Here is a 19354-nt window from a genome sequence, read left to right as displayed (position 1 = left end):
AGCTTTTCCAATAAACTCAAATCTAACGATTTTGAAATCTATTTTTCCATGAACAAAATAAAAGAAAATTTAAGCTTAATCATTGTGTCAGTAGCGACCCTTATTTATCTAATACTTATCTTCAAGCTGACTAATTTAGATGAAATTTCCACTCTAAAACTCAATGAAATGGGGGACTATCTTGCTGGGGTGTTTGCTCCATTAGCTTTTCTCTGGCTTGTTTTTGGATACTATCAGCAAGGTCAAGAGCTAAAACAGAATACTGTAGCTTTACGCCTACAAGCACATGAATTGAAGAATGCCGTTGATGAGCAAAAACGACTTAATGAAATTCATGAACAAAATACCAATCAAAAACATTTTGAAGTTGAACCAATTTTTGATGTGCTTTTATTAAATAAAAAATATATCAATGATAATATTCCCATTTATGATGTGGAATCTGGGAAAATAATTGATGAAAGAACTCGAACACATTTTTACTTTGAGTTAACCATCAAGCAGAAGTTTAATAAAATAAGAAATATTGAGATAGTTGATTTAAATGAAAAAAAAGTTATTGGTTATGAATATTCCTTGTCACCTGATGATAAATTCACAGTTACTTATGTTTTCAATGAAGACGAGATCAACTATTTCTTACAAGGTGAAATTGAACATCAGGTTATTTCAATCAATTTTTATGATATATATGGAAAAAAATATTCAAGAAATTTTAGATTAACAGTTAGTTTTTCAAACTATAATCAATCAGTTGAAGCTAATTTGGAAGAACTTATAAATTAATAAATAAGTCTTCCACTACACCACTCATCAAAATCATCCGCATTTACTTCCATCTCGTCCTTTGATGGAAGTGCAATAAACTCAATTGCGGATGATAAATGCAGACTCGCAAACCAACCTAGAATCATTGCCACAGCACCATCACCGTGTCGATATAGCTCTGGTTCCTTCAAGTCTTTGGCACGTACCTTTGACACCATATAAATCCCGTCGACTTCTTCAATCGCAGAGCAATCATTTTTAAGATCAGCATCACGCGGTAAGTCAATCATGTCTTCTTCAAATGCTGTGACCAACTTAGGTGTCCAGAGGCCATACCATGCACGGCTCAACTTAATTTGATGCACCATATGTTCGCCATATTTTTCAGCAGTGTTCTCGGCCAGCGTTTCACCATTACCAGTCGCATCCATAGCAATACCACCAAAGCGTGGCAGCCGATCCAGCATGTACCAGAGTATTTTTTGTTGTAACCGAGATGGTACTCGATGCATCTCAATAGCAAAGGGCGCAATACGTCTTAAGTCTTGTGCAATATAAAAAGGCAAGATAAAACTAAAGTCACGATGCCGTGCATAGTCCTGTCCAGCACAATGCTGAAAACGTTTATCTAGCTTCTGAAGTTCAGGTTCTAAATATCGCTCAATCCAGTCATCGATATACGCATCGCGTTCATCTGGCGTTAGCTCAGTAAAATCATCACCCAATGCCAATCGGAGCACAGTTCGCACTTCTGGCATTGCACGTTCTATCCAAAGCTGTGGCAAGCATACGGATGATCCATCTCTTGGAATGGCATCCAGCTCTTCGCGCATAGCGGCCTTACGGCTACCGTATGCTTTACGGATCTTTTTATACCATTTCTCTTTACCATCAAGTGTTGGTGCCTTGCCTTGCATAAAGCAAACACGCTCATACAGGCCATTAGCAACCGCATCATCAAAAGTGACCACATGCACTTTTGCATCTTCACCAAAGACACCGTTTTCAATATCTTTGACAAACTGGTTGAACGGATTGTTTTTACCATTATGCGAGCTGATGATGGAGATTCGACCGCCCCAGATCAAAAGCGCTGTTGCAGCTTCAATCACGCCCTGAACGTTGGGATGGAATGCTGCTTCATCGATGATCACTTTACCCTGCAAACCTCGAATATTTTCAGGACGGCTGGATAAAGCCACAATTTGAAAACCACTCGAATAACGCACACGGTAAGCCGTGATTTGACGAGTTTCACCTTTGTCGTTCTGGTCTTCAAAAAGAAATTCTTCAATCTGAGAAATACCTTGACCCTGAGCCTCAGCAATCACACGAGAAAACTTGGCACAGTAGCCAATAAATTCCAGACCTTTTTCTTTGGTATCCCCAATATAATAAACGCTCATACCGCCAGCTTCTTTGCTCGCTGCTGCGGTAAATACAGCATCAAAACTCTCGGCAAAAGTAATACCAGTACGTCGGCCTTTCGGACAGGCTTTAATATCGGTTTTAATCTTTAACCATTCAACTTGGTGTTTCATCAAAACACCTTCCTCGAAAGGATTTAAGTTGTTGGGTAAATTGCGTGCCCGTTCAGGAAGGTCATCCCAGTTAATAATCCGTACAGTATCTTGCCGTGGCTTTGGTGCATTCATCATTATTTGATACCTAGTACTTTTTCACGCCAGAATTGAAGTTGCTCTGCTCCCATGCCTTGTGAAGCGGCGGCTTTTTTCAGATTTTCGTCTTGTTCTTTAAGCAATTCTTCACGTGCCAATCGGCGAATTTCCTGACGATTATCTACAGCTTTTTCCTTGGTCATCATGGCAGCACGAGCAGCACGCGCCAACGCACCAACAGCATCAATATCCATTTTAGGTTTTTCTGGATCATCCCCAGTATTTGTCAGCTCATCCAAAGCCTTTTTAGTTACAATCGCTTGTACCGCTTGTGCCAATAACATGCCGCCTTTATCGTCTGGATCTTCACCAAACTCTTTAACTAGCACTTCAGATGCCGCAGCAAACTCACGCATGGCTTTAGCTTCTTCAGCCCAGCCTTTTTTCTCGCGACCCAGTGCAGAACGACTTGGAATACAATCGCTTGGAAATTCGGCACGAATTTCATCCATCATTTCATTGAGTGTGAGCCGATCTTCACGCAACATCTTTTCAATAAATGCGCGCTGTTCGTCAGAGAGCTTATGCATAAAAGACTTCGCCATATTTCACCTATGCAGATGGACGCTTAATACCAGCAATACGACCACGACCTTCAACGAAGTCTTGTCCACGTTCAGTCAATCGCACAACCAGCACAGCAGGGTTATCCATCTCAATTTCAATACAGCCCTGATCTTTAAGCCAATACAGCTCAGTTTTCACTTGGTCACGACTAAAACTTAAACCCCAATGATTCAAACCACCGTGTAAAGTAGAGCTATTGCCCCGATAAGATGGCAATTCATTCAACAAGCGCAATAGTACCAGTCGCATTTCTTCTTTAAGATGATTTTCAAAATTCATACGACCTCACTTATTATTATTTAAAAGATAATCCTCAATACGATTAACTCCTTTCTCGACACCACCGAGCTGAGAATTAACTGTATTGAGTTGACCTTGTAGGTTTGAAATATCGACACGCGTAGGCATATCTTTCATTGAGTTTTCGAGGGTAATTACTCGAAGATGTAGATCAAGCATTTCCTTAGCGGATGCACTATGTTTTTGGATAATCCATGCATAGATCCCTATAGCAGTCACCACGATCCATTGCACCTCAGCAAAGCCAAGCTTTAGAAAATCAAACATCGGCATCTCCTTGCACTGGAGGCAACGGCTTAGGTTTACTCTGGTTGATAAATCGACCAATAAACCCAATCAGTGCCAATAAAGCAGTAACTTTAGATTGGCTTGCCTCTGGCACAAGCATTAAAATTTCCTGCGGCACACCATATACAGAGACATATCCGATTACTAAAAATGCCCAAGTAGACAACCATTTCCAGAACGTCTGCCAATTCCGTACCAGAAAACCGTGATTTTCCACATAACTGGAAACACCTAACATAGGCACAAGCTGTTTAGTCTGTTGCTCAATTTTGTCTTTAAGTTCAGTCACACGTGCTTGGTGACGTTTGGCCTGATCTGATTTTTCTTCTTTAACTTGCGCCAGTTTAAGTGTTAATTCATCAATCTGACTGGTGGCTTTGCTCAGATCACTGCGCAGTGCAGCATGCTGCTCAGGTCGGATAACTTGATCTTTCAACCGTTCCTGAACTTCTTTTTCAATTCGGGTTGTCATCAAGCTACGCGGGATTTTATGCTGTGTTTTCTTCATGGCGTATCTCCAGCTGCATAACGAAGATTGCTCGCAACTCGACGTGTCCATCCTCGACCAAATTCAGGGAATGTTTTTAACTTGGTATAAAACTCAAGTCGTTCTGCATTAAACAAAACCAAAACATCATCTAGCGATTTTTGATTAATTGCGCTAAGTGTAATTTTCCCAATTAATCCATCGTCAGCAACACTAACAGCACGTTGCAAAATACGAATGGCATTGCCAATCCCATGATTGACTGCCGCATCAAACATTTGAAAACCAATTGCTGAATTATATTGAGCACATTTAGCGCGCTCCCAATAAGCCTTGCGATAAATCTCTTTAGCTTGATCGCGCTTCATATAGCGCATAGCACCTGTATAACCATTAGCTCGGGCAGTTGCTATTGTGATTCCCCAGATTGTTTCGCCCCCAGGATCTTTAGGATTATTAACATAACCACCTTCATGGCCCATAGTACGTTCAAACACTTCATCAAAAGTGAGTGCCATAAAAAACCTTTTAAATCATTATTTAATATATGGTTATTGTTTGACTTTTAAGCTTTAAAATTGAGCGGAATTACTTCCAATAAAAAAACCGCCCGAAGGCGGTAAAAGAGACCGTTAGAGTTATAGCTTAGGCTTCAAACAAATCAAGTTGGTCATCGTCTTTGTGTTTTGCAGGTTTGTTTTCAACCATATCTTTACGAATTTTTCTGATCCACCGTGGCGTCACACGATACTTTTCAGCAAGTTGATCTTGGATATTTGATGAAGCGCCGAGTTCTTCTAAATCTTGCTTGATGCGTTGATCGCGTAGCAGGCCAATATATCGATCTGCTTTTGGGATATAAACACGATCACCGTTCCAGAACTGGCATAGTTTTCTTAAATTATTAAAGCCTAATAGGATTGAAAGTTCATGACTTTCAGTAACAGATTTTACAGGTGGGAATGAATAATCATGTCCACCGAACCGCTGAACTAAAGTCATTGCGGTTCGGTAGTCTGTGAGTTGAATAATCACCCTAAGATTTTCGGGCAGTTTGTGGAGATACTCGTCTTTCATTGGGCAATCTCTTTTTTCTGTACTCTAATGCCGCAACTATACGATGTAACTCACTTTCAGTGCAAAATTCTAACGCTTCTTTTTTAAACATTTTTTTAGCAATGCCGATTGCATAGTTCCAATGCAGCTCAGCATCTGTCAAAAGCGCTTCAATCTTGCCCATCAAAGCATCCTTAGATGCTTTGACTTTAGGTTTAGTTCCAAATTCCTTCTTACTAAACCCAAGTTCTTCTAAACGTTTTAAAACGGCTATCAGCTCATCATCATTTAAGTCCTTGGCAGATCGCTTACCTGTGATCTGCTGTAGCAGATCCCGATAAGTATCATCATTTATTCCAAGCTCTTTCTTACCTAGATGAATGGCCGCTAGGCGGTGATTGCGTGAGGGCTTCTTCATGGCATCCCCAATCTTTCGTATTGTTTACCACCATTCATTGCCTGATTAAGTTTAGCGGATTTTCCAGATTGTTTACCTGCATGGTAGTCAAGTGGATTGAGAGCCTTGCCACTATTACGATCTTTAGGCGTAAATGAACCAAGGTTAGTATGAGCCTGATCCATATATTTTTTTATACGTTCGGTAGTATTCGCTGGTACTTCAAGATTTGAGTCAGTAATTAGATGTTTAACTGTATCCACCCAACCTTCGCAAAATAAATCAGCACGACGAACTTTATTTTTTTTAACCGTGACTCGTTTAAGAGTCGTTTCAATAAAAGTTTTTCTTGCACGATTTGCCTGACGATATAAAACATCAAATACATAGGATGCAATCTCTGGAGCTGGATCGACACCAATAAATGTCCATTGTGCTTTTGTACCGAAGAAAGGATTGCCTGATGAGAAAATCAATCGGCATTGCATTGATCTTGCAATAATTGAGACCAGTGTTGATTCCCAAGCCTGTGGCGTTTTCTTAACATTGCTATAACAGCTGGCTTCCACAATATCGAGTAAATCAGGATCAATCTGAAACTCACGCATTAATGATTGTGCTTGGCGTAACGCAATTGCAGCCTCATTTTCATTTGCTGATTTTGCTAATGCCAAACACTTTTTGATTTTCAGAATAGCTTCTTCACGTGTCATGCTCATTATGTTGTCTCCTTAATACTTTCAATGACTTCAGGTGGCAGGTTGTCTAAATCTTCAATTTTGATCATGTGAAACTCCTAAATTCAGGCCAAAAAAATCCCGCCAAAAGGCGGGACCTTTTGTTTTGTTAAATCAATTCATAGCTTGAATCAAATCAATTCACCGCTTCCTTGAGGGCTTTACCGGCTTTAAAGGTTGGCACTTTGCTTGCCGCAATTTGTAGCTCTTCACCCGTTTTAGGGTTACGGCCTGTGCGCGCAGCGCGGTCTGAAACTTTGAAAGTACCGAAGCCAACTAATGCGATTTCATCGCCATTTGCTAGAGTGTCTTTAACGCCAGAAATGAAAGCATCTAAAGCATTTGTTGCTTGTGTTTGTGTAAGACCAGTAGAAGTTGCGATATGTTTAATAAGTTCTGAACGGTTCATGTTTAAAATTTCCTATGAGTTTTAATGTGCTGCTGTAGCAGCTGGGTCAACGGTTTCAATTTCATAGCCAAAGCTATTTTTGGGTTTTACAGTTGCGCCGATTTCAGCCAATTGTTCTGGTGCGAGTTGTTTGATTGCCTCCTTATCTGGTTCAGTTTTGGTACGAATACAATGCTCAAGCTGAAGTTGTTTGAGGACTTGGCATGTGAAAATTGGATCTGGAATTGATACCGTGGTTGATAGGCGGTAGCCGACTGAACCGTGTGTCAATTTTTTGGTTTTAACCTTGGTAAACTCAGTCTTGCGGTGATCACAAAATTCTTTAAGCTGAAGTTCATGGGCTTTGACTCGTTCGAGAAGTGGAGCCATTTTTTCTTTAGCCTGATTTTTGATTTGATCGACATGTTCATTACATGCGGCTTCTTCAAGTGCGATGTCGCGCTTGAGATTGGCTAACTGTGCAAGAGTTTGATCAACCGCTTCCCAACTTTGTAGTTGAGGTTCTTTTAAACTTGTACGTGCCATTAGTTTGATTGCTCCTCTGTTTCAGCCGCTTTAAGCCTTTGGTAACATTGTTCTAAAGATTCGTCTGGACGCTTGTTCTGCGAGACATGCGCCATAAGTTGTTCGGTAGGAATATTTTTTAATCCTCGTGTTGGTTGCTTGGCATTCATCTTTGTAAAAGCCATCATTTCGATGAAAGGTACTGCTGGCTTTTCATGCTTTAAACGTTTATGTTCAGCCTGATCCGCTGCAAGTTGAGCATCAGTTTTTGAATAAGTGGTATGTGCAGCTCGAACACCTGCGTGCTTTCTTGGTGTTGAATCCTGTACAGGTGCATATTCAGGCTTATAGGAACTAATCACTTCGTACAGATAACCGTGTGATTTCAAAGGCAGATCAATCTTGCCTTGATCACGACGTTCTAGCACAACTCCAATCGCCCAAACCCATGCGCCTAGTGGCGCTGGGAATGTCTGACGGTTACGCTGGATCTGTTTTGCAACTATGTCCGGTGCAAGTTCATTTAAAAGCTTGGCTGCTCGATCAAAAGTTAAATCACGGCTATCCGGACGAAACAAAGCTAGGTACTTCACTAAAGGCGTTTGAAGTTCTCCAACCAAACCCAAGCAAGATTTAAACGCTTGGCTTGCTTCGCTGTATCCTAGCAACGCATCAATTGAAGACGTTGCACCGCATGCAGGACATCTAGTTTTCATGATTTACTCCCAAAGTTTTTTCGTTTAGCTTCGAGAACACTCTGGCAACTCACGCATAAGGTCACACCACCTAGCTTGCGACGTTGTTCAGGAATATCATCACCGCAGTCTTGACACTCAAAGTAACTCACCTGAGTAAACTGAGAGCGATTAGCAAGTGATTGCTGTAGCTGCTCTGAACTTAATTGCTCAGCTATATCTGCAAAATCAGGCATCTTTCTTCACCTCTAAACACTTGTTGACACATCCTTGACACGCGCGCCAATGGCGCATTTCAGCAGGGTTCTGAGTCGGAGCTTCACGCTCACGGAAGTTCCGGCATTGTTGAGGGGTAATGGTTTGATCTAGGTAAGGGCATTTCACTTGGCCTAGCTTATTCATAACAGTTTTGATCAATTTATCGGTGCTACCTACATACTTATCTCGTAATGCCAACGATAGGCTGGGGCGAGCATATCCAAGCTCATCTGCTACTTTCTGGATACTTCCAACTTCAGCGATACGCGCATAAACTAATGATTTCCATACAGGTGATTCAGAAGAACACGACATAGGTCAGACTCCAAGCAAGAGCTAAGATGATCGTTACCAATGTAAAAAACATGGTGCGATATTTCTGACGCTGAAATCGCAGCTCGAACTCAGCTGATTCAGCACGTCGCATAAATTCGTTACGTTCTAGAAACATTTGAGTTCGATGGCGATTAAAATAATCTTCTCGCTGGATTTTCATAGGTACAGGGCTAAAGTTATGCATCTAACACCCCCAATAAAGTTCCATGTTTAAGTTCTTCATCTAATTCGGGACGTTCTGCAAACATCACCTCATTTGTGTTGGGGTCAAATACATGCTTAGCGCGTTGAATTTGTGGCGGTTTTGGGCCTGTGTTCATTGCAGGCAATAGTATGTATTTAGCTTTTCCACCCGTGACTTTTGCAGGTTTCACAATTTTCAAATAACCAGCTTTGTGTAAAGCGATTAGATAGTTATTAGCCGTTTCTACTGCAATAGGTTGATCATCAGTGCTCGAAAGTGCGGCTAGAGCATATGCATTAACAGCAACACTTGTGATTCGTAGCGTATTCCACATTGCTTTATTGCCTGTAGTTTCAGTTACTTGTTCACCTTTTTTATTAAAAGATGGATAGGCATAACCGCAGTCTTGAACTAACTGAAATGATTTTTCTTTATTCAAAACTCTTTTACATTCAATAAATCCGGCTTTGTTTAATTTAGAGATAAAATCTCGTGTACTTTCGTATGTTGCTGCACCAAGTTCAGCAACTTGAACAATCGTAAACTCATCACGATGTTTACGAATCGCATTCCAGACGCGCTGCCGAGGAGATTCATAAGGTGTTTTTGAGTTCATGATGTCCAACTCTTTAAAATTTGGTCTAAAAAACGTGATATCCATATTCAGAAACTCCGTGGTTTTGGACTTTCGCCAGTCACAAACCCTTGAGGCAACACCATTTTTAACTCTTTGTTGGTGATGTTCTTGACACCAAATTCCAATGCTTGCTCATGCAGCATTTCAAGATTGGTGGATACTCGACGTGTTGATCCACGCACTGATAAAACTAATTGCTCTAATACACTTTGATCGATTTCAATACTTGGTGCATAAATACGGCTGAGCTGAATTGCATCAGAAATATCTGAAGGTAGGGCAGGCACCCAGTTCAGCACACGGCCATGAAAACGTTCCCATTTCTCCAGTTTTCGTGCTAAAAGCTCTTCGCCAATAATCAAAAATGTCCCTTGACTGGATTCATATAAATCTCTAACAATTTCAACTTTAGAGCTGTTCACTAGATGATCAAATTCATCAATGATCAAAGGACGTCCTGACTTAGCCAATTCAGCACTAGCTAATTCCATCATTTCGCTAAGCGTATTCGGCATTGGAATGCTCATTTCACGTAGCAGCGCTTGAGCAAAGGCTTTTTTTGTATAAGTTGATTTTACTTGCACATAAAATGCATTGGTCTTGGTCGCTACATAGTTGGCAGCAGTTGACTTACCGAATCCACTTGGGCCATAGAAAGCAGAGATGCCGGGCAATAGTGGATTGCGCTGTAAAGTACGATTCACAGCTTCATAACACTGTGCAATATTGCGAATATTAGCGATACCGCCTGTTGTATAAATAGGATTGACAATTGCAGTCATTTAAATCACCATAAATATGTTCTTGATTGAATTTTGTGCTGGTACTGCGAATACCATCACGATACCTGACGACGCTCTAAATACGTTTTGAGCGTTTCGTCATCTAAACTAAGTTGTTTAAACTTCTTGGACATTTGGAATAAGTTCCAAAAATCCTGGTCTTCTTCACTGATCTCCTCCTTATTTAAAATTTGTTCATCAATAGACATCCAGCGTTCAATAGGTGTCATAGAAGCTTGATTAGCTTTTGAATGACTTTCATCAGGCAATTGAACATCTTTGAAAAATACAAGGTCTTCTTGTTTTTGCTGTATAGGCAAAGCTTCCAACTCATCCATTAATCTCTGACGTTTGACCTGATCAAACGGAATAATATTTTGATTCTCGATATGTTCAAGCATGGCCTTTGGACTCAATTCCTCTAACGCTTCTGCTTGTTTGACTGCAAGACGACGTAAACGACCATCAGCTCGGTTCTGACGTGCCTGCTCAACTTTCGAAGTAGGGAAGTAATTACGTTTGTTGGCATTCCAGATAGCATTACAAATCAAACGACCATCCATATCACGTACCACAACCTTTTCAGCATCGTGAATGTCGTATCCCACTAAAACTTCAATACCGTGATATTGCTCTAACTCCCTGTTAAAGTAGCGGTTACCAAATAATTCAATCTCTCCACGTCTGACCTTACGTTCCTCATATGGGCGGAATAAATCTTCAGCGTCCCAATCCTCAACTTGATCAATCGGTGCACCTTTTTCTAAAGCCTCATTCCAAGCTTCTAAAGGAGTTTGATGGCGTTTCTTCAACGTCACTGGATCGACAATTCGTTTTAAACTGCTATGCGGTTTATTGTTGTATTGCTCAACAATCTGAGTTGCATAAGCAATAAAATCAGCCCAAGACATAAGGAGTTTAGATTTGCCAAATTCCGTAATTTCTTTACGAGTAAGCTTAAATACTGCATTACTTGCCTCACCATCCATGTCTTTTCCCATATAGGTCGGCAGTTTTTTTGCAGCCGTGACCCACAAAGTTTGATGGCTACGCTCAATCATGCCTTTAGCTTGAGAGTTGTATGGCAAAGCATGACTGACTTCGGTATTCAATCGTGCCATGACCCCGCGGTTTTGAGCTTTCAGCATGTCATTCTTGTAACCAGAACCGTTATCGACATAGAAAATTGCAGGGATACCACACTCCACCGCAGCCATACGAATCGCATCTAAAACACACCAGCTGCTTTCCGCTAGAGAGATTGACCACCCAACCAAGCGACGTGTTGCCACATCCAAAATCGATGTAATCTCAGGGCGAAACGGCTTGCCGTGGGCAGGGTGGGCCACTTCTGCATCAAAACAATGACCATCAGCGGTATAGACATCTGTTGGCAAAAGTGAGCTAGTATCCCGTCGAATAAAAGGGCGGATGTTCTTAAGCTCACGAGGCCCCATGCGTCCACGCATCACGTCGACTTTGCCCATCTTTTCATTTAAAAAACGATACGCTTGGGCATAGCTAGGACACTCAACATTCGCATCAAGAAATTGAGGAAGCATTTCAAGACAAACTGTTAACATAGGTTTCTGTGGTTGATTCCAAACTTTAAGTAAAGCTCCCGCCCACGATGGAATGGCAACTTGTCGTTGCTTAGGTGCCAGAACAGAAATCACTGAAATTTTGTGTGTTTCAGCATCATCAACAGCTTTAATCCAGTCAAAAATAGTACGTCGACTGACAGCACGCTTTGCTCCAGATTTAGCATTTGCCTTTGATACAGCCTCTTGCAGTTCAGTAGGTAAAACACCTTCGATAGCTTGATCAATAAAACTATGAATAGCAGGCGTTTTTTTTATTCCTTTGTCTATTTGCTTTTGCAAATATCGAACTATGATCAATCTATTTTCAGCAACTTCTCTTTGCCAATTCATCAAAGAAGTTGCTTCGACAGTTGCCACAGCAACTTCATGCTTTGAGGCATTGACGGCAATCATATTGTTTTGAGGCTTTAAATAATTTTGAATATCTAAAGCAAGCTCTAACGGAACTCGGAATTTTTTCTTGAAACCATTTCTACCAATAGACTTTTCTTCAATAAACTCCCATTTTTCCTTTTTCGCTCTGTATTCAAAACCTTGACGGTTATTTGGATACTGAGGATTTTGAATATTGGATTGCAAATCAACCAATTCCTGAATACTATAGAATAATTCCATTAATGAACCTCTAGTTGACGCTTTAAGGTTCTTGGATAAATGCGCTTGTTTTCTTCCGTCCATCGATCTGGAAACAGTTCGTGAACCGGAATTTCTAAGAACTGAGAAATAATCAGTTCAGCATTTTTCGTAGGCTTAACTAGAGCACTACGTAACGTTGGTTCAGGAATGCCGTGATCTCTGGCTAAATCAGACAAGGTTTTACCCTTTCTATAAATAGCCGCTTTGATAGCATGCTTGTCCCAAACTTGTTCTTTTGGGGGTAATTGCAGTATTCCCATTTGAACTCCCTAAGCCTAAATAGGCATTTTTTTAAACCGTTAGAATCATCATTTAATGAATCTAACATCATATTAATATGCAAAAATATTCAAATCAACCATTTTGCATATTAAAAATATTCAAAATATTCTTATTTTGAGTATTTAATTGATTTTAAACGAAATATTTTTATGCAAAACTAAATATTTTTTTGCATATATGTTTTGCATTTAGCTGGTGGGAATATGCAAAAAGATTTGAATGATTCAGACCTGAGTTTTTGGCAAAGAATGGATGAGCTAATTGGAGATGAGAGACCTTATCCTTGGGCAGAAAGGATTGGAATCAATCGTTCTGCTTTCCAATCGGCGAGGACACGTGGAAAAAAGCCACTTCCTAAAACTGTAAAAGCTTGGTCTGACAAGATAGGTTGCTCTTATGAATGGTTAAGCACAGGAGAGGGGGAACCATTTCAATCTGATGCTGAACAACAAAATCAGTCTTATGATTCACGCCTCACTGAGGAAGGCCTTGTTATCTCGGCTCAAATTGATAGAGCTAAGCTCCAGCAAGCTTTTGCAACTACTGAACAAGCTTTACTTGATCAAAAGAAAACTATGCAACCGGACGCTAAATCTGAGTTCATTGTTATGCTTTATACGGCACTTGTTGATAAGGAAATTCAACCTTTTAACAATCAGCTACTTACAACAGCGATTTTTAACGTTGAAAATGAACTAAAAAACGCGCGTCGATCTATGTCGCCTGATAAAAAAACTTTATTGATAATAGCTATTTACACGTTATATATTGACGATGCTTTAAATAACAAAGCCATTGCGCAAACAACTATTCAACTTGTAAGGAGTGCTGCTTAACATGCCCGATAAAGATAATTTGCTTCAATTTTTCAACCAACATTCTGTAACCGATGAAAAGCCACATGCTGTAGTTCGTCTTGAAATTGGTGCTTGCAAATTAGAAGTAGAAGTTAACGGTAATACAGATTCATTTAAACAAGTCAAAGAACTCATAGAGACTTGTATCACATCAGCCTCCATTCAAAAGAGTAGTGCAAAATTACTCGTAAAAGTTCCTTCAATATCTGACCTACGATAAATTTAGTGCAAAAAAAAGGTAAAGCTCTAATCCAGCTTTACCTAATGACCTAAAAAATTCAAACTCTTATATATCAATCCTTCTGTCCCACTTAATCCCACAATATCCCACTCAATCCCACATCTTAGTAGTGCAGAAACAGATATAAACTCACAAAATGACAACAACATTGCAGAAATGAACAATAAATTCAACTAAGAAGAGAGCATCAAATCTAATTAGATGCTCATTTCTAATTGGATGCTCATTGTTCATCATCTAGAAATTTTAATGTGCTATATGCTGATACTTTAATAGATAAATTATAAGAATTAAATTAATATCAGTTAAGTTTACTACTCGTATGAACATATTTATATTAATGCTAAATATACTCATTTTTTTATAATAATTCCTAACTAATATAAAATTTAGAAAGTTTTGATAAAGTCAAATTTACACTTGATTTTTATAGTTTTACTTCATCAAGGAACGATCAAATATGATTAATCATATTCGATCGTTACAGTTGCCATTGCACGAACTTTGCCAGCAGTCACATTTGTTGCTGTTTGATAATAGCGAGCAGTCATTGGTACGTTATATTGAAGTGTTTGGTTAGAAGACAAAGTACCTAGTGCTAATTTATCACCTTTTTTAATAACTTGATTTTTATTTTGATAGTTCCACAGTAATTGAACACCTACACCATTTGCTTTCTCAGAAGCAGCGGCAGTATTTGTTAAAACCTGATTATTGGTTCCATCTTGAGTATAGTCATAAGTTAAACTAATCAGATTTTTCTCTTCGTAACCAGTAGGATTAATACCACCATTACATAGAATATTCATATCAAATGTTTGTTCACCTTGAGTTGAACCAATACCTTTGAAACCAGTCTTTGTAACTGTAGGAAGCTGTACAACTTTATTGATATTACCTTGGATTTCACATGAAGATGAAGCAATAGTAATTGCATTGCCATACACAGTGCTTGTTAAAAAAGGGCGATTCGTATTGCCATTAACGTAATAACGACTATATAAACCTGGAACCAAAGTACCAGAACCTGTCTGAGTAGCAGTTTTTACGATCTCAACAACAAAATAACCTTGAGCAAGGTTATAGGTAGTTCCAGGAGTCAAATTACGGGTATATGGATAGTATCCAGAAAAGTTACTCGCATTTTCAGCTTCACGATATAAACGGATACCGATACCAGGAATATTTGTAGAATAAATACTATTTCCTAGAGGACTTAAAGGATAGTTTTGAGTCAAGGAAGCTGTAATGGTATCGCTATATGAAGTACAACGTACTGTTGAACCATTTGAATTAATAGGAAAAGTGGCTTTTGTTAGAACTTTGCCAACCGCGTCACTTGGACGTACTACGACTCGGCCAACAGCCATTGAAATATCAACAGTTGTAAAACCAGAACTAAGTGTACAGTATGCATTAGCTTCACCATACACTCCAAGACCGGCGGTAAATAGAGCACCCGTTAATAATATTCTTTTCATTTGCAGACAGCCTCAGTCATTACCACGCTTTGTTGCTTATTTTGCAACTGGTTACTCACATTGTACTCAACCGAACAACGCTCATTGCTTTCATCACCCCATTTTACATAGAGGCGATCTTGAGCTTGTGGAGTACGTAAGTAAATCATACTACCTTGTGCAACAATACCCACAGCTTCGTCTTTTTGATTAAAGACTTGTGCTGCAAACGGTAAGCTGTTGCCATCTACAGTTTTAGTATTAATATAAACTGCATAACCCGTTTTGGTTGCAAAGTCCACTTTAGCAATTGCACCAGCAAACGGTGCAATTCGTTGACTCGTTTCTTCAAGTTCTACTTTGCTTGACATTTCTTGAGGGTCAAGCGTAATGTCATTAAGACGATAAGGAGTAACATATGGCACTACAGCATAACCCGCTTTATTGATACTTAGACCAACCGTATTACTCACTTTTGCTCCTGCTGCTTCAGGTGCGTGAACAAGTACCATCGTTTGTCCTTGTTCAGGGCCAAACAAAACACCTTCTGAATGGGCAACAACACTACCGCTTAAGCTCATCATCGCTTGTTGATAAGAGTCAGCTACGCTATAAGAACCACCAACAGTTGCATAGTTAGTGCGATAACGACCATTTACGTTAAACGATGGATTTGTATAGTCTTGATGCGACATAGAAGCACCATAGCTAAAGCGATCACCCACCGTACCACTTGCACCCACTGTACGACTATCTTCAGATGCAGTAATGTTGACATTGACTGAATTCCTTTTAAAATTCATTGGGAATGATAGTGTCATCAAGTACTGCGTATCACGCGATTGAGTGTTTGAACCATATTCAACTTGACGGTTAATTGCAGATAGGCCATAAGTTAAGCCATGGTAATTATTGCTATAACCAACTTGATATTGTTTAGTCGTTTCACTACGATTCCAATAATCCACCCATGAACCTACCATGTAGAAGTTACCCCAACCCTCAGGAAGACCCTGGTTTAAGGTGATTTGGAATTCACTGCGTTGGCGACCAGCAGCGTAAGTATTGATCCCTTTATCTTCTAAATCACGAATCAGCAGAGCATCACGTAATTTATAAAAGTTTTCTGTTGAGTAGCGATAAGCTGCAAGTGTTAAGTTTGTATTGGTTGGAGAAATTAACTTACTATAACTTAAACGGAAACTTTGACCTGATTGAGAAGCTTGTTTTTCGAAGTCTGCTTCAGAGTGGGTAACGTCAAATGCAACAGCACCAATAGGGGTTGCAAAAGCAGCACCTAGCAATAAGGCTGTATAGTTTTCAGAAGCTTGAATTCCAGTATAACCAGTTAAGTAGTTGTTAATTCCTTGTTGATATTTACCTTGAACTATCCAAGGATTGATATCAATATCACTATCACGGAATTGACCAACTGTTAATGAATAACGATTTACACCAGGGCGTAGCATCTGTACAACGGATGCATAAGGCACGGCAAATTTTTGTATTTCACCATTTGCCTCAATAACAGTAACCTCAATTTCTCCACCAAAACCAGTAGGGTATAAATCGTTAATTTCAAAGTTACCTGGTGCTACAGTTGTTTGGTAAATCAGCTGACCTTGTTGACGAACTTCCACTTTTGCATTTGTTTTGGCATTTCCACGAATACGTGGAGCATACCCCAACATACTATTTGGTAACATTCGATCATCACTTGAAAAATCGATACCACGATAGCCATAAGAGTCAAATACTTCGCCGTTAGTAAAGCTATCACCGAGTGTTAAAACACCACGATATTTAGGAAATGCCCGTTGTAAATAGGTGCTGGTTTCTTCGTAACTTGATTTAGACTGATTTTCAGCAGGAGTATCTTGCCATTGCCACTGACCATTATGACGTAATTGCCAGCCACCTAAATTTAGTCCAGCTGTAATCCCCATGAAGGCATTGGATGTTTCACTTCTATTGTTAGAGTTAGTAAATGTTTTATAAGCACTACCATTGTAAGATAAAAAGCCAGCATTGATACCGCGATCCCATACACTTGGATCGACATAACCTTGAGCATTTTTTTGTAATGCAACTTGAGGAATTGAGATATCTACACGTAAGCGAGAATTATCAAACTCATAAAATGCATTTTCTACCCAATCTTCTATTTTGTAACACGTATTATTTTCTTTTTGAACTGGACCGTGCTTAGACAAAATCTCTTGTTTTACACCATATTCTAGAAGATTCATTCCTGTGAAGCAGGTCATAGCATTTTGTTGTGTCGAATCTAATGCTTTAAATACCATTCGACGTTTACCAAACCATTGACCATTTACATACACGTCAACATTATATTCGCCAGGTAAAACGGGATTACCATATTTAAAACGAGAAATATCAACTTTTTTGGCATCGCCAATTAAGAAAGCAGAATCAAACTCAGCTTCGACAGGAGCACTCGCAGCTGTTTCTTCAGCGTGCACGAATACAGGCATTGTCATTGTAACAACGCCAGAAGCCAAATAATAAAAAATATGGCGTTTTAATAATTTATAAGATTCTTGCCGTTTTTTTGGCATAGCTAAGTCCGCCTACTCACATAATAGGTGCTTAAATTTATTAAAAATATAAATCTGATTATTGAAGTTTTATTGGGTGTTCTACTCGACCACCGTAGTCATTCACATTAATAAAACTCATATCCTGAACATTGCCATTCTTAAGCTGAACGGATGCATCAGAGAAAGGCTTAACCATTAACCCTTCAGGTAATAAATCAACTTTTTTATCGCCAACCTTCTGAAAAATAGAAGTCATTGTGATATGAAAAGGTGTAGGATTTTTCACCATTAAATTTTGGCCAGATTTAGCCCATTGAAGTTTATCTGCTGCTAAATTCGCGTCATCTTTAATCGAAGCAGGACGATAAAAGAACTTGATACGTGAACGAATGGCTAATTGCAGAAAATTATCAGGTGTTGTTTCTGTACTTTTTGATGTTGGTCTTGGTGGAATATCCAAAACGTTCAACCATAAAACTGTTTCTTGCTTTTGATTTAATTGAGAAGCAGTAGGAAGTGCCGTAATACGAAAAGTCTGGCTTTTGGTGGCTTCAACACGAGAAATTGGAGGAGCAATCATAAAAGGAACTTTGGATTGGTCAGGAGTACTTTTTGCATCACCTTCGTCAATCCAAGCCTGAACCAGTGATGGTTTTGAACCGTTATTGCTAACTTGTAGCGTCACTTCACGAGCATCTGACGGATAAATTACTCGAGTACCATGAATTACAATTTCTGCATGAGTGACAGGTACAACTAACGCCGAAGCAAATGTCAAACCTAACAAAAAATTATAATTGTTCAATTTCATTTCAGATTCTCAGCCGATGAAGTTTAGAAAATTGCTACTCAAAATAGGATTTCTATACGTATATAGAAATCCTATCGTCCATCAATTATTGATAGATAATTGTATATTGAACAGAAGTGTTCACTTTACCAGCAGTAGAAGCACCAGTTGCATAGTATTCAGCATAATAGTTAAGATCTGCGCTACCAGCTGCAGCTACGTCAACCCATTGTGAGTTAGCTTGAGCACCGTTTGCACCAGCAGCAAGAACTGGAATTACTTGGTTATTGTTACCTAAAAGTTGAACATTAACGTTTTTAGCGCCACTAGCGTCTTGGTTAAGTAAACGACCAGTATTAAAGTCAACAGTTGCACCAGGTTCAAAATAAGTTGCGACTTTACCTTCTGAACAGTTAGCTAACTTGATTTGGAAAGGAGTACGACCAGCAACATTTCCGGCAGCTGCTAAAGTTTGTTTAGAAACAGTTGGAAGAGTAACTGTGAAGTCTTTACCAGCAGGTGTTACGATATTACAAGTTTTATCTGTTACTAAGCCATTAATTGTAATTGTACCATCAGCCGCTTGAGCATTCGCAATCCCTACAACCGAAAGAGCAGCGATTAAGGCAAGTTTTTTCATAGTGTTTTCTCAAAAAAGTCTGGATAAAAGTTTAATCTCTTACTTTTCCAGAGGTTAGCATCCTGAAAAGTAATGCGATGATAATAACACTTTTTTAACAAAATGCAAACCATGTCACACTATTTTAAGTGGAAAGCAGAATACTGATACTTTTTGATTTAACTTGAGTATTTTAACCTTGATCTAACTATATGTTTTG

General features: G+C 39.3%; 25 protein-coding genes. 3 read left to right on the top strand and 22 right to left on the bottom strand.

The features are described 5' to 3' along the window. The first annotated feature begins 48 nt into the window (after positions 1–48). On the top strand, positions 49–786 hold the full coding sequence (locus L2096_RS12055; RefSeq protein ID WP_250365493.1) for a hypothetical protein: 738 nt from the start codon (positions 49–51) through the stop codon (positions 784–786). On the opposite strand, the gene L2096_RS12050 is transcribed toward L2096_RS12055, so the two are convergent. The 18 genes from L2096_RS12050 to L2096_RS11965 form a co-directional block, all read right to left on the bottom strand. Then, positions 783–2423, bottom strand: coding sequence for a hypothetical protein (locus tag L2096_RS12050; RefSeq protein WP_250365526.1), 1641 nt, complete (start codon positions 2421–2423; stop codon positions 783–785). The two genes, L2096_RS12055 and L2096_RS12050, sit on opposite strands and share 4 nt — an antisense overlap. 2 nt (positions 2424–2425) lie before the next feature. Further along, positions 2426–2992: a phage protein Gp27 family protein gene (locus tag L2096_RS12045; protein ID WP_250365492.1), complete on the bottom strand. Its 567-nt coding sequence runs from the start codon at positions 2990–2992 to the stop codon at positions 2426–2428. A gap of 7 nt (positions 2993–2999) precedes the next feature. After that, positions 3000–3293 carry a VpaChn25_0724 family phage protein gene (locus tag L2096_RS12040; protein WP_076032328.1) on the bottom strand — a complete coding sequence of 98 codons (294 nt, stop codon included), beginning with the start codon at positions 3291–3293 and terminating at the stop codon, positions 3000–3002. 6 nt (positions 3294–3299) lie between these two features. Then, entirely contained in the window at positions 3300–3581 is a 282-nt protein-coding gene (locus tag L2096_RS12035) for a DUF2730 family protein (protein WP_076032329.1), read from the bottom strand. Then, a complete protein-coding gene (locus L2096_RS12030) occupies positions 3574–4110 on the bottom strand; it encodes a DUF7940 domain-containing protein (protein ID WP_250365491.1) in 537 nt (178 codons plus the stop codon). Before L2096_RS12030 ends, L2096_RS12035 begins: the two co-directional genes overlap by 8 nt. Beyond that, positions 4107–4607 carry a glycoside hydrolase family 108 protein gene (locus L2096_RS12025; RefSeq protein ID WP_250365490.1) on the bottom strand — a complete coding sequence of 167 codons (501 nt, stop codon included), beginning with the start codon at positions 4605–4607 and terminating at the stop codon, positions 4107–4109. Before L2096_RS12025 ends, L2096_RS12030 begins: the two co-directional genes overlap by 4 nt. Positions 4608–4734: 127 nt before the next feature. Further along, positions 4735–5166, bottom strand: coding sequence for a Mor transcription activator family protein (locus tag L2096_RS12020; protein ID WP_076032331.1), 432 nt, complete (start codon positions 5164–5166; stop codon positions 4735–4737). Continuing rightward, on the bottom strand, positions 5126–5563 hold the full coding sequence (locus L2096_RS12015; protein WP_233746733.1) for a gp16 family protein: 438 nt from the start codon (positions 5561–5563) through the stop codon (positions 5126–5128). The genes L2096_RS12020 and L2096_RS12015 overlap by 41 nt, the downstream gene beginning before the upstream one ends. Beyond that, entirely contained in the window at positions 5560–6261 is a 702-nt protein-coding gene (locus L2096_RS12010) for a DUF2786 domain-containing protein (protein WP_233746731.1), read from the bottom strand. The genes L2096_RS12015 and L2096_RS12010 overlap by 4 nt, the downstream gene beginning before the upstream one ends. A 154-nt stretch (positions 6262–6415) precedes the next feature. Beyond that, positions 6416–6688 carry an HU family DNA-binding protein gene (locus tag L2096_RS12005; RefSeq protein WP_233746729.1) on the bottom strand — a complete coding sequence of 91 codons (273 nt, stop codon included), beginning with the start codon at positions 6686–6688 and terminating at the stop codon, positions 6416–6418. A 21-nt stretch (positions 6689–6709) separates the two neighbouring features. Further along, positions 6710–7213: a host-nuclease inhibitor Gam family protein gene (locus L2096_RS12000; protein ID WP_233746727.1), complete on the bottom strand. Its 504-nt coding sequence runs from the start codon at positions 7211–7213 to the stop codon at positions 6710–6712. Then, positions 7213–7908 carry an HI_1489 N-terminal domain-containing protein gene (locus tag L2096_RS11995; RefSeq protein ID WP_250365489.1) on the bottom strand — a complete coding sequence of 232 codons (696 nt, stop codon included), beginning with the start codon at positions 7906–7908 and terminating at the stop codon, positions 7213–7215. The genes L2096_RS12000 and L2096_RS11995 overlap by 1 nt, the downstream gene beginning before the upstream one ends. Beyond that, positions 7905–8123, bottom strand: a complete 219-nt coding sequence (locus L2096_RS11990) for a TraR/DksA family transcriptional regulator (protein WP_218261855.1) — start codon at positions 8121–8123, stop codon at positions 7905–7907. Before L2096_RS11990 ends, L2096_RS11995 begins: the two co-directional genes overlap by 4 nt. After that, positions 8116–8460 (bottom strand): LysR family transcriptional regulator, encoded by a 345-nt coding sequence (locus L2096_RS11985; protein WP_233746723.1) that lies wholly within the window; start codon positions 8458–8460, stop codon positions 8116–8118. Before L2096_RS11985 ends, L2096_RS11990 begins: the two co-directional genes overlap by 8 nt. A 197-nt stretch (positions 8461–8657) precedes the next feature. Next, positions 8658–9326 (bottom strand): hypothetical protein, encoded by a 669-nt coding sequence (locus tag L2096_RS11980; RefSeq protein ID WP_218261857.1) that lies wholly within the window; start codon positions 9324–9326, stop codon positions 8658–8660. Between the two features lie 2 nt (positions 9327–9328). Then, a complete protein-coding gene (locus L2096_RS11975) occupies positions 9329–10084 on the bottom strand; it encodes an AAA family ATPase (protein WP_218261858.1) in 756 nt (251 codons plus the stop codon). 56 nt (positions 10085–10140) lie between these two features. Next, positions 10141–12303, bottom strand: coding sequence for a Mu transposase C-terminal domain-containing protein (locus L2096_RS11970; RefSeq protein ID WP_250365488.1), 2163 nt, complete (start codon positions 12301–12303; stop codon positions 10141–10143). Next, positions 12303–12584, bottom strand: coding sequence for a helix-turn-helix domain-containing protein (locus L2096_RS11965; protein WP_076032343.1), 282 nt, complete (start codon positions 12582–12584; stop codon positions 12303–12305). Before L2096_RS11965 ends, L2096_RS11970 begins: the two co-directional genes overlap by 1 nt. Before the next feature lie 225 nt (positions 12585–12809). Here L2096_RS11965 and L2096_RS11960 point away from each other — a divergent pair, with 225 nt between their 5' ends. Both L2096_RS11960 and L2096_RS11955 read left to right on the top strand, forming a co-directional pair. Beyond that, positions 12810–13442 carry a hypothetical protein gene (locus L2096_RS11960; protein WP_250365487.1) on the top strand — a complete coding sequence of 211 codons (633 nt, stop codon included), beginning with the start codon at positions 12810–12812 and terminating at the stop codon, positions 13440–13442. Between the two features lies 1 nt (position 13443). Further along, a complete protein-coding gene (locus tag L2096_RS11955) occupies positions 13444–13683 on the top strand; it encodes a hypothetical protein (RefSeq protein ID WP_250365486.1) in 240 nt (79 codons plus the stop codon). Positions 13684–14168: 485 nt separating this feature from the next. On the opposite strand, the gene L2096_RS11950 is transcribed toward L2096_RS11955, so the two are convergent. From L2096_RS11950 to L2096_RS11935, 4 genes are all read right to left on the bottom strand, one after another. After that, on the bottom strand, positions 14169–15185 hold the full coding sequence (locus L2096_RS11950; RefSeq protein ID WP_004938357.1) for a fimbrial protein: 1017 nt from the start codon (positions 15183–15185) through the stop codon (positions 14169–14171). After that, positions 15182–17743 carry a fimbria/pilus outer membrane usher protein gene (locus L2096_RS11945; protein ID WP_235471798.1) on the bottom strand — a complete coding sequence of 854 codons (2562 nt, stop codon included), beginning with the start codon at positions 17741–17743 and terminating at the stop codon, positions 15182–15184. Before L2096_RS11945 ends, L2096_RS11950 begins: the two co-directional genes overlap by 4 nt. Positions 17744–17801: 58 nt before the next feature. Continuing rightward, the gene (locus L2096_RS11940) at positions 17802–18536 is read right to left on the bottom strand and encodes a fimbrial biogenesis chaperone (RefSeq protein ID WP_250365485.1); all 735 of its coding nucleotides are present in this window, start codon (positions 18534–18536) and stop codon (positions 17802–17804) included. An 85-nt stretch (positions 18537–18621) separates the two neighbouring features. Beyond that, the gene (locus tag L2096_RS11935; RefSeq protein ID WP_104124914.1) at positions 18622–19155 is read right to left on the bottom strand and encodes a fimbrial protein; all 534 of its coding nucleotides are present in this window, start codon (positions 19153–19155) and stop codon (positions 18622–18624) included. Positions 19156–19354: the final 199 nt, after the last annotated feature.

Origin of the sequence: Acinetobacter sp. ACZLY 512 (assembly GCF_023614015.1) — a bacterium.
GTDB lineage: Bacteria > Pseudomonadota > Gammaproteobacteria > Pseudomonadales > Moraxellaceae > Acinetobacter > Acinetobacter soli.
Note: the sequence above shows the minus strand (reverse complement) of the source record. Positions and strands in the feature narration are given on the sequence as shown.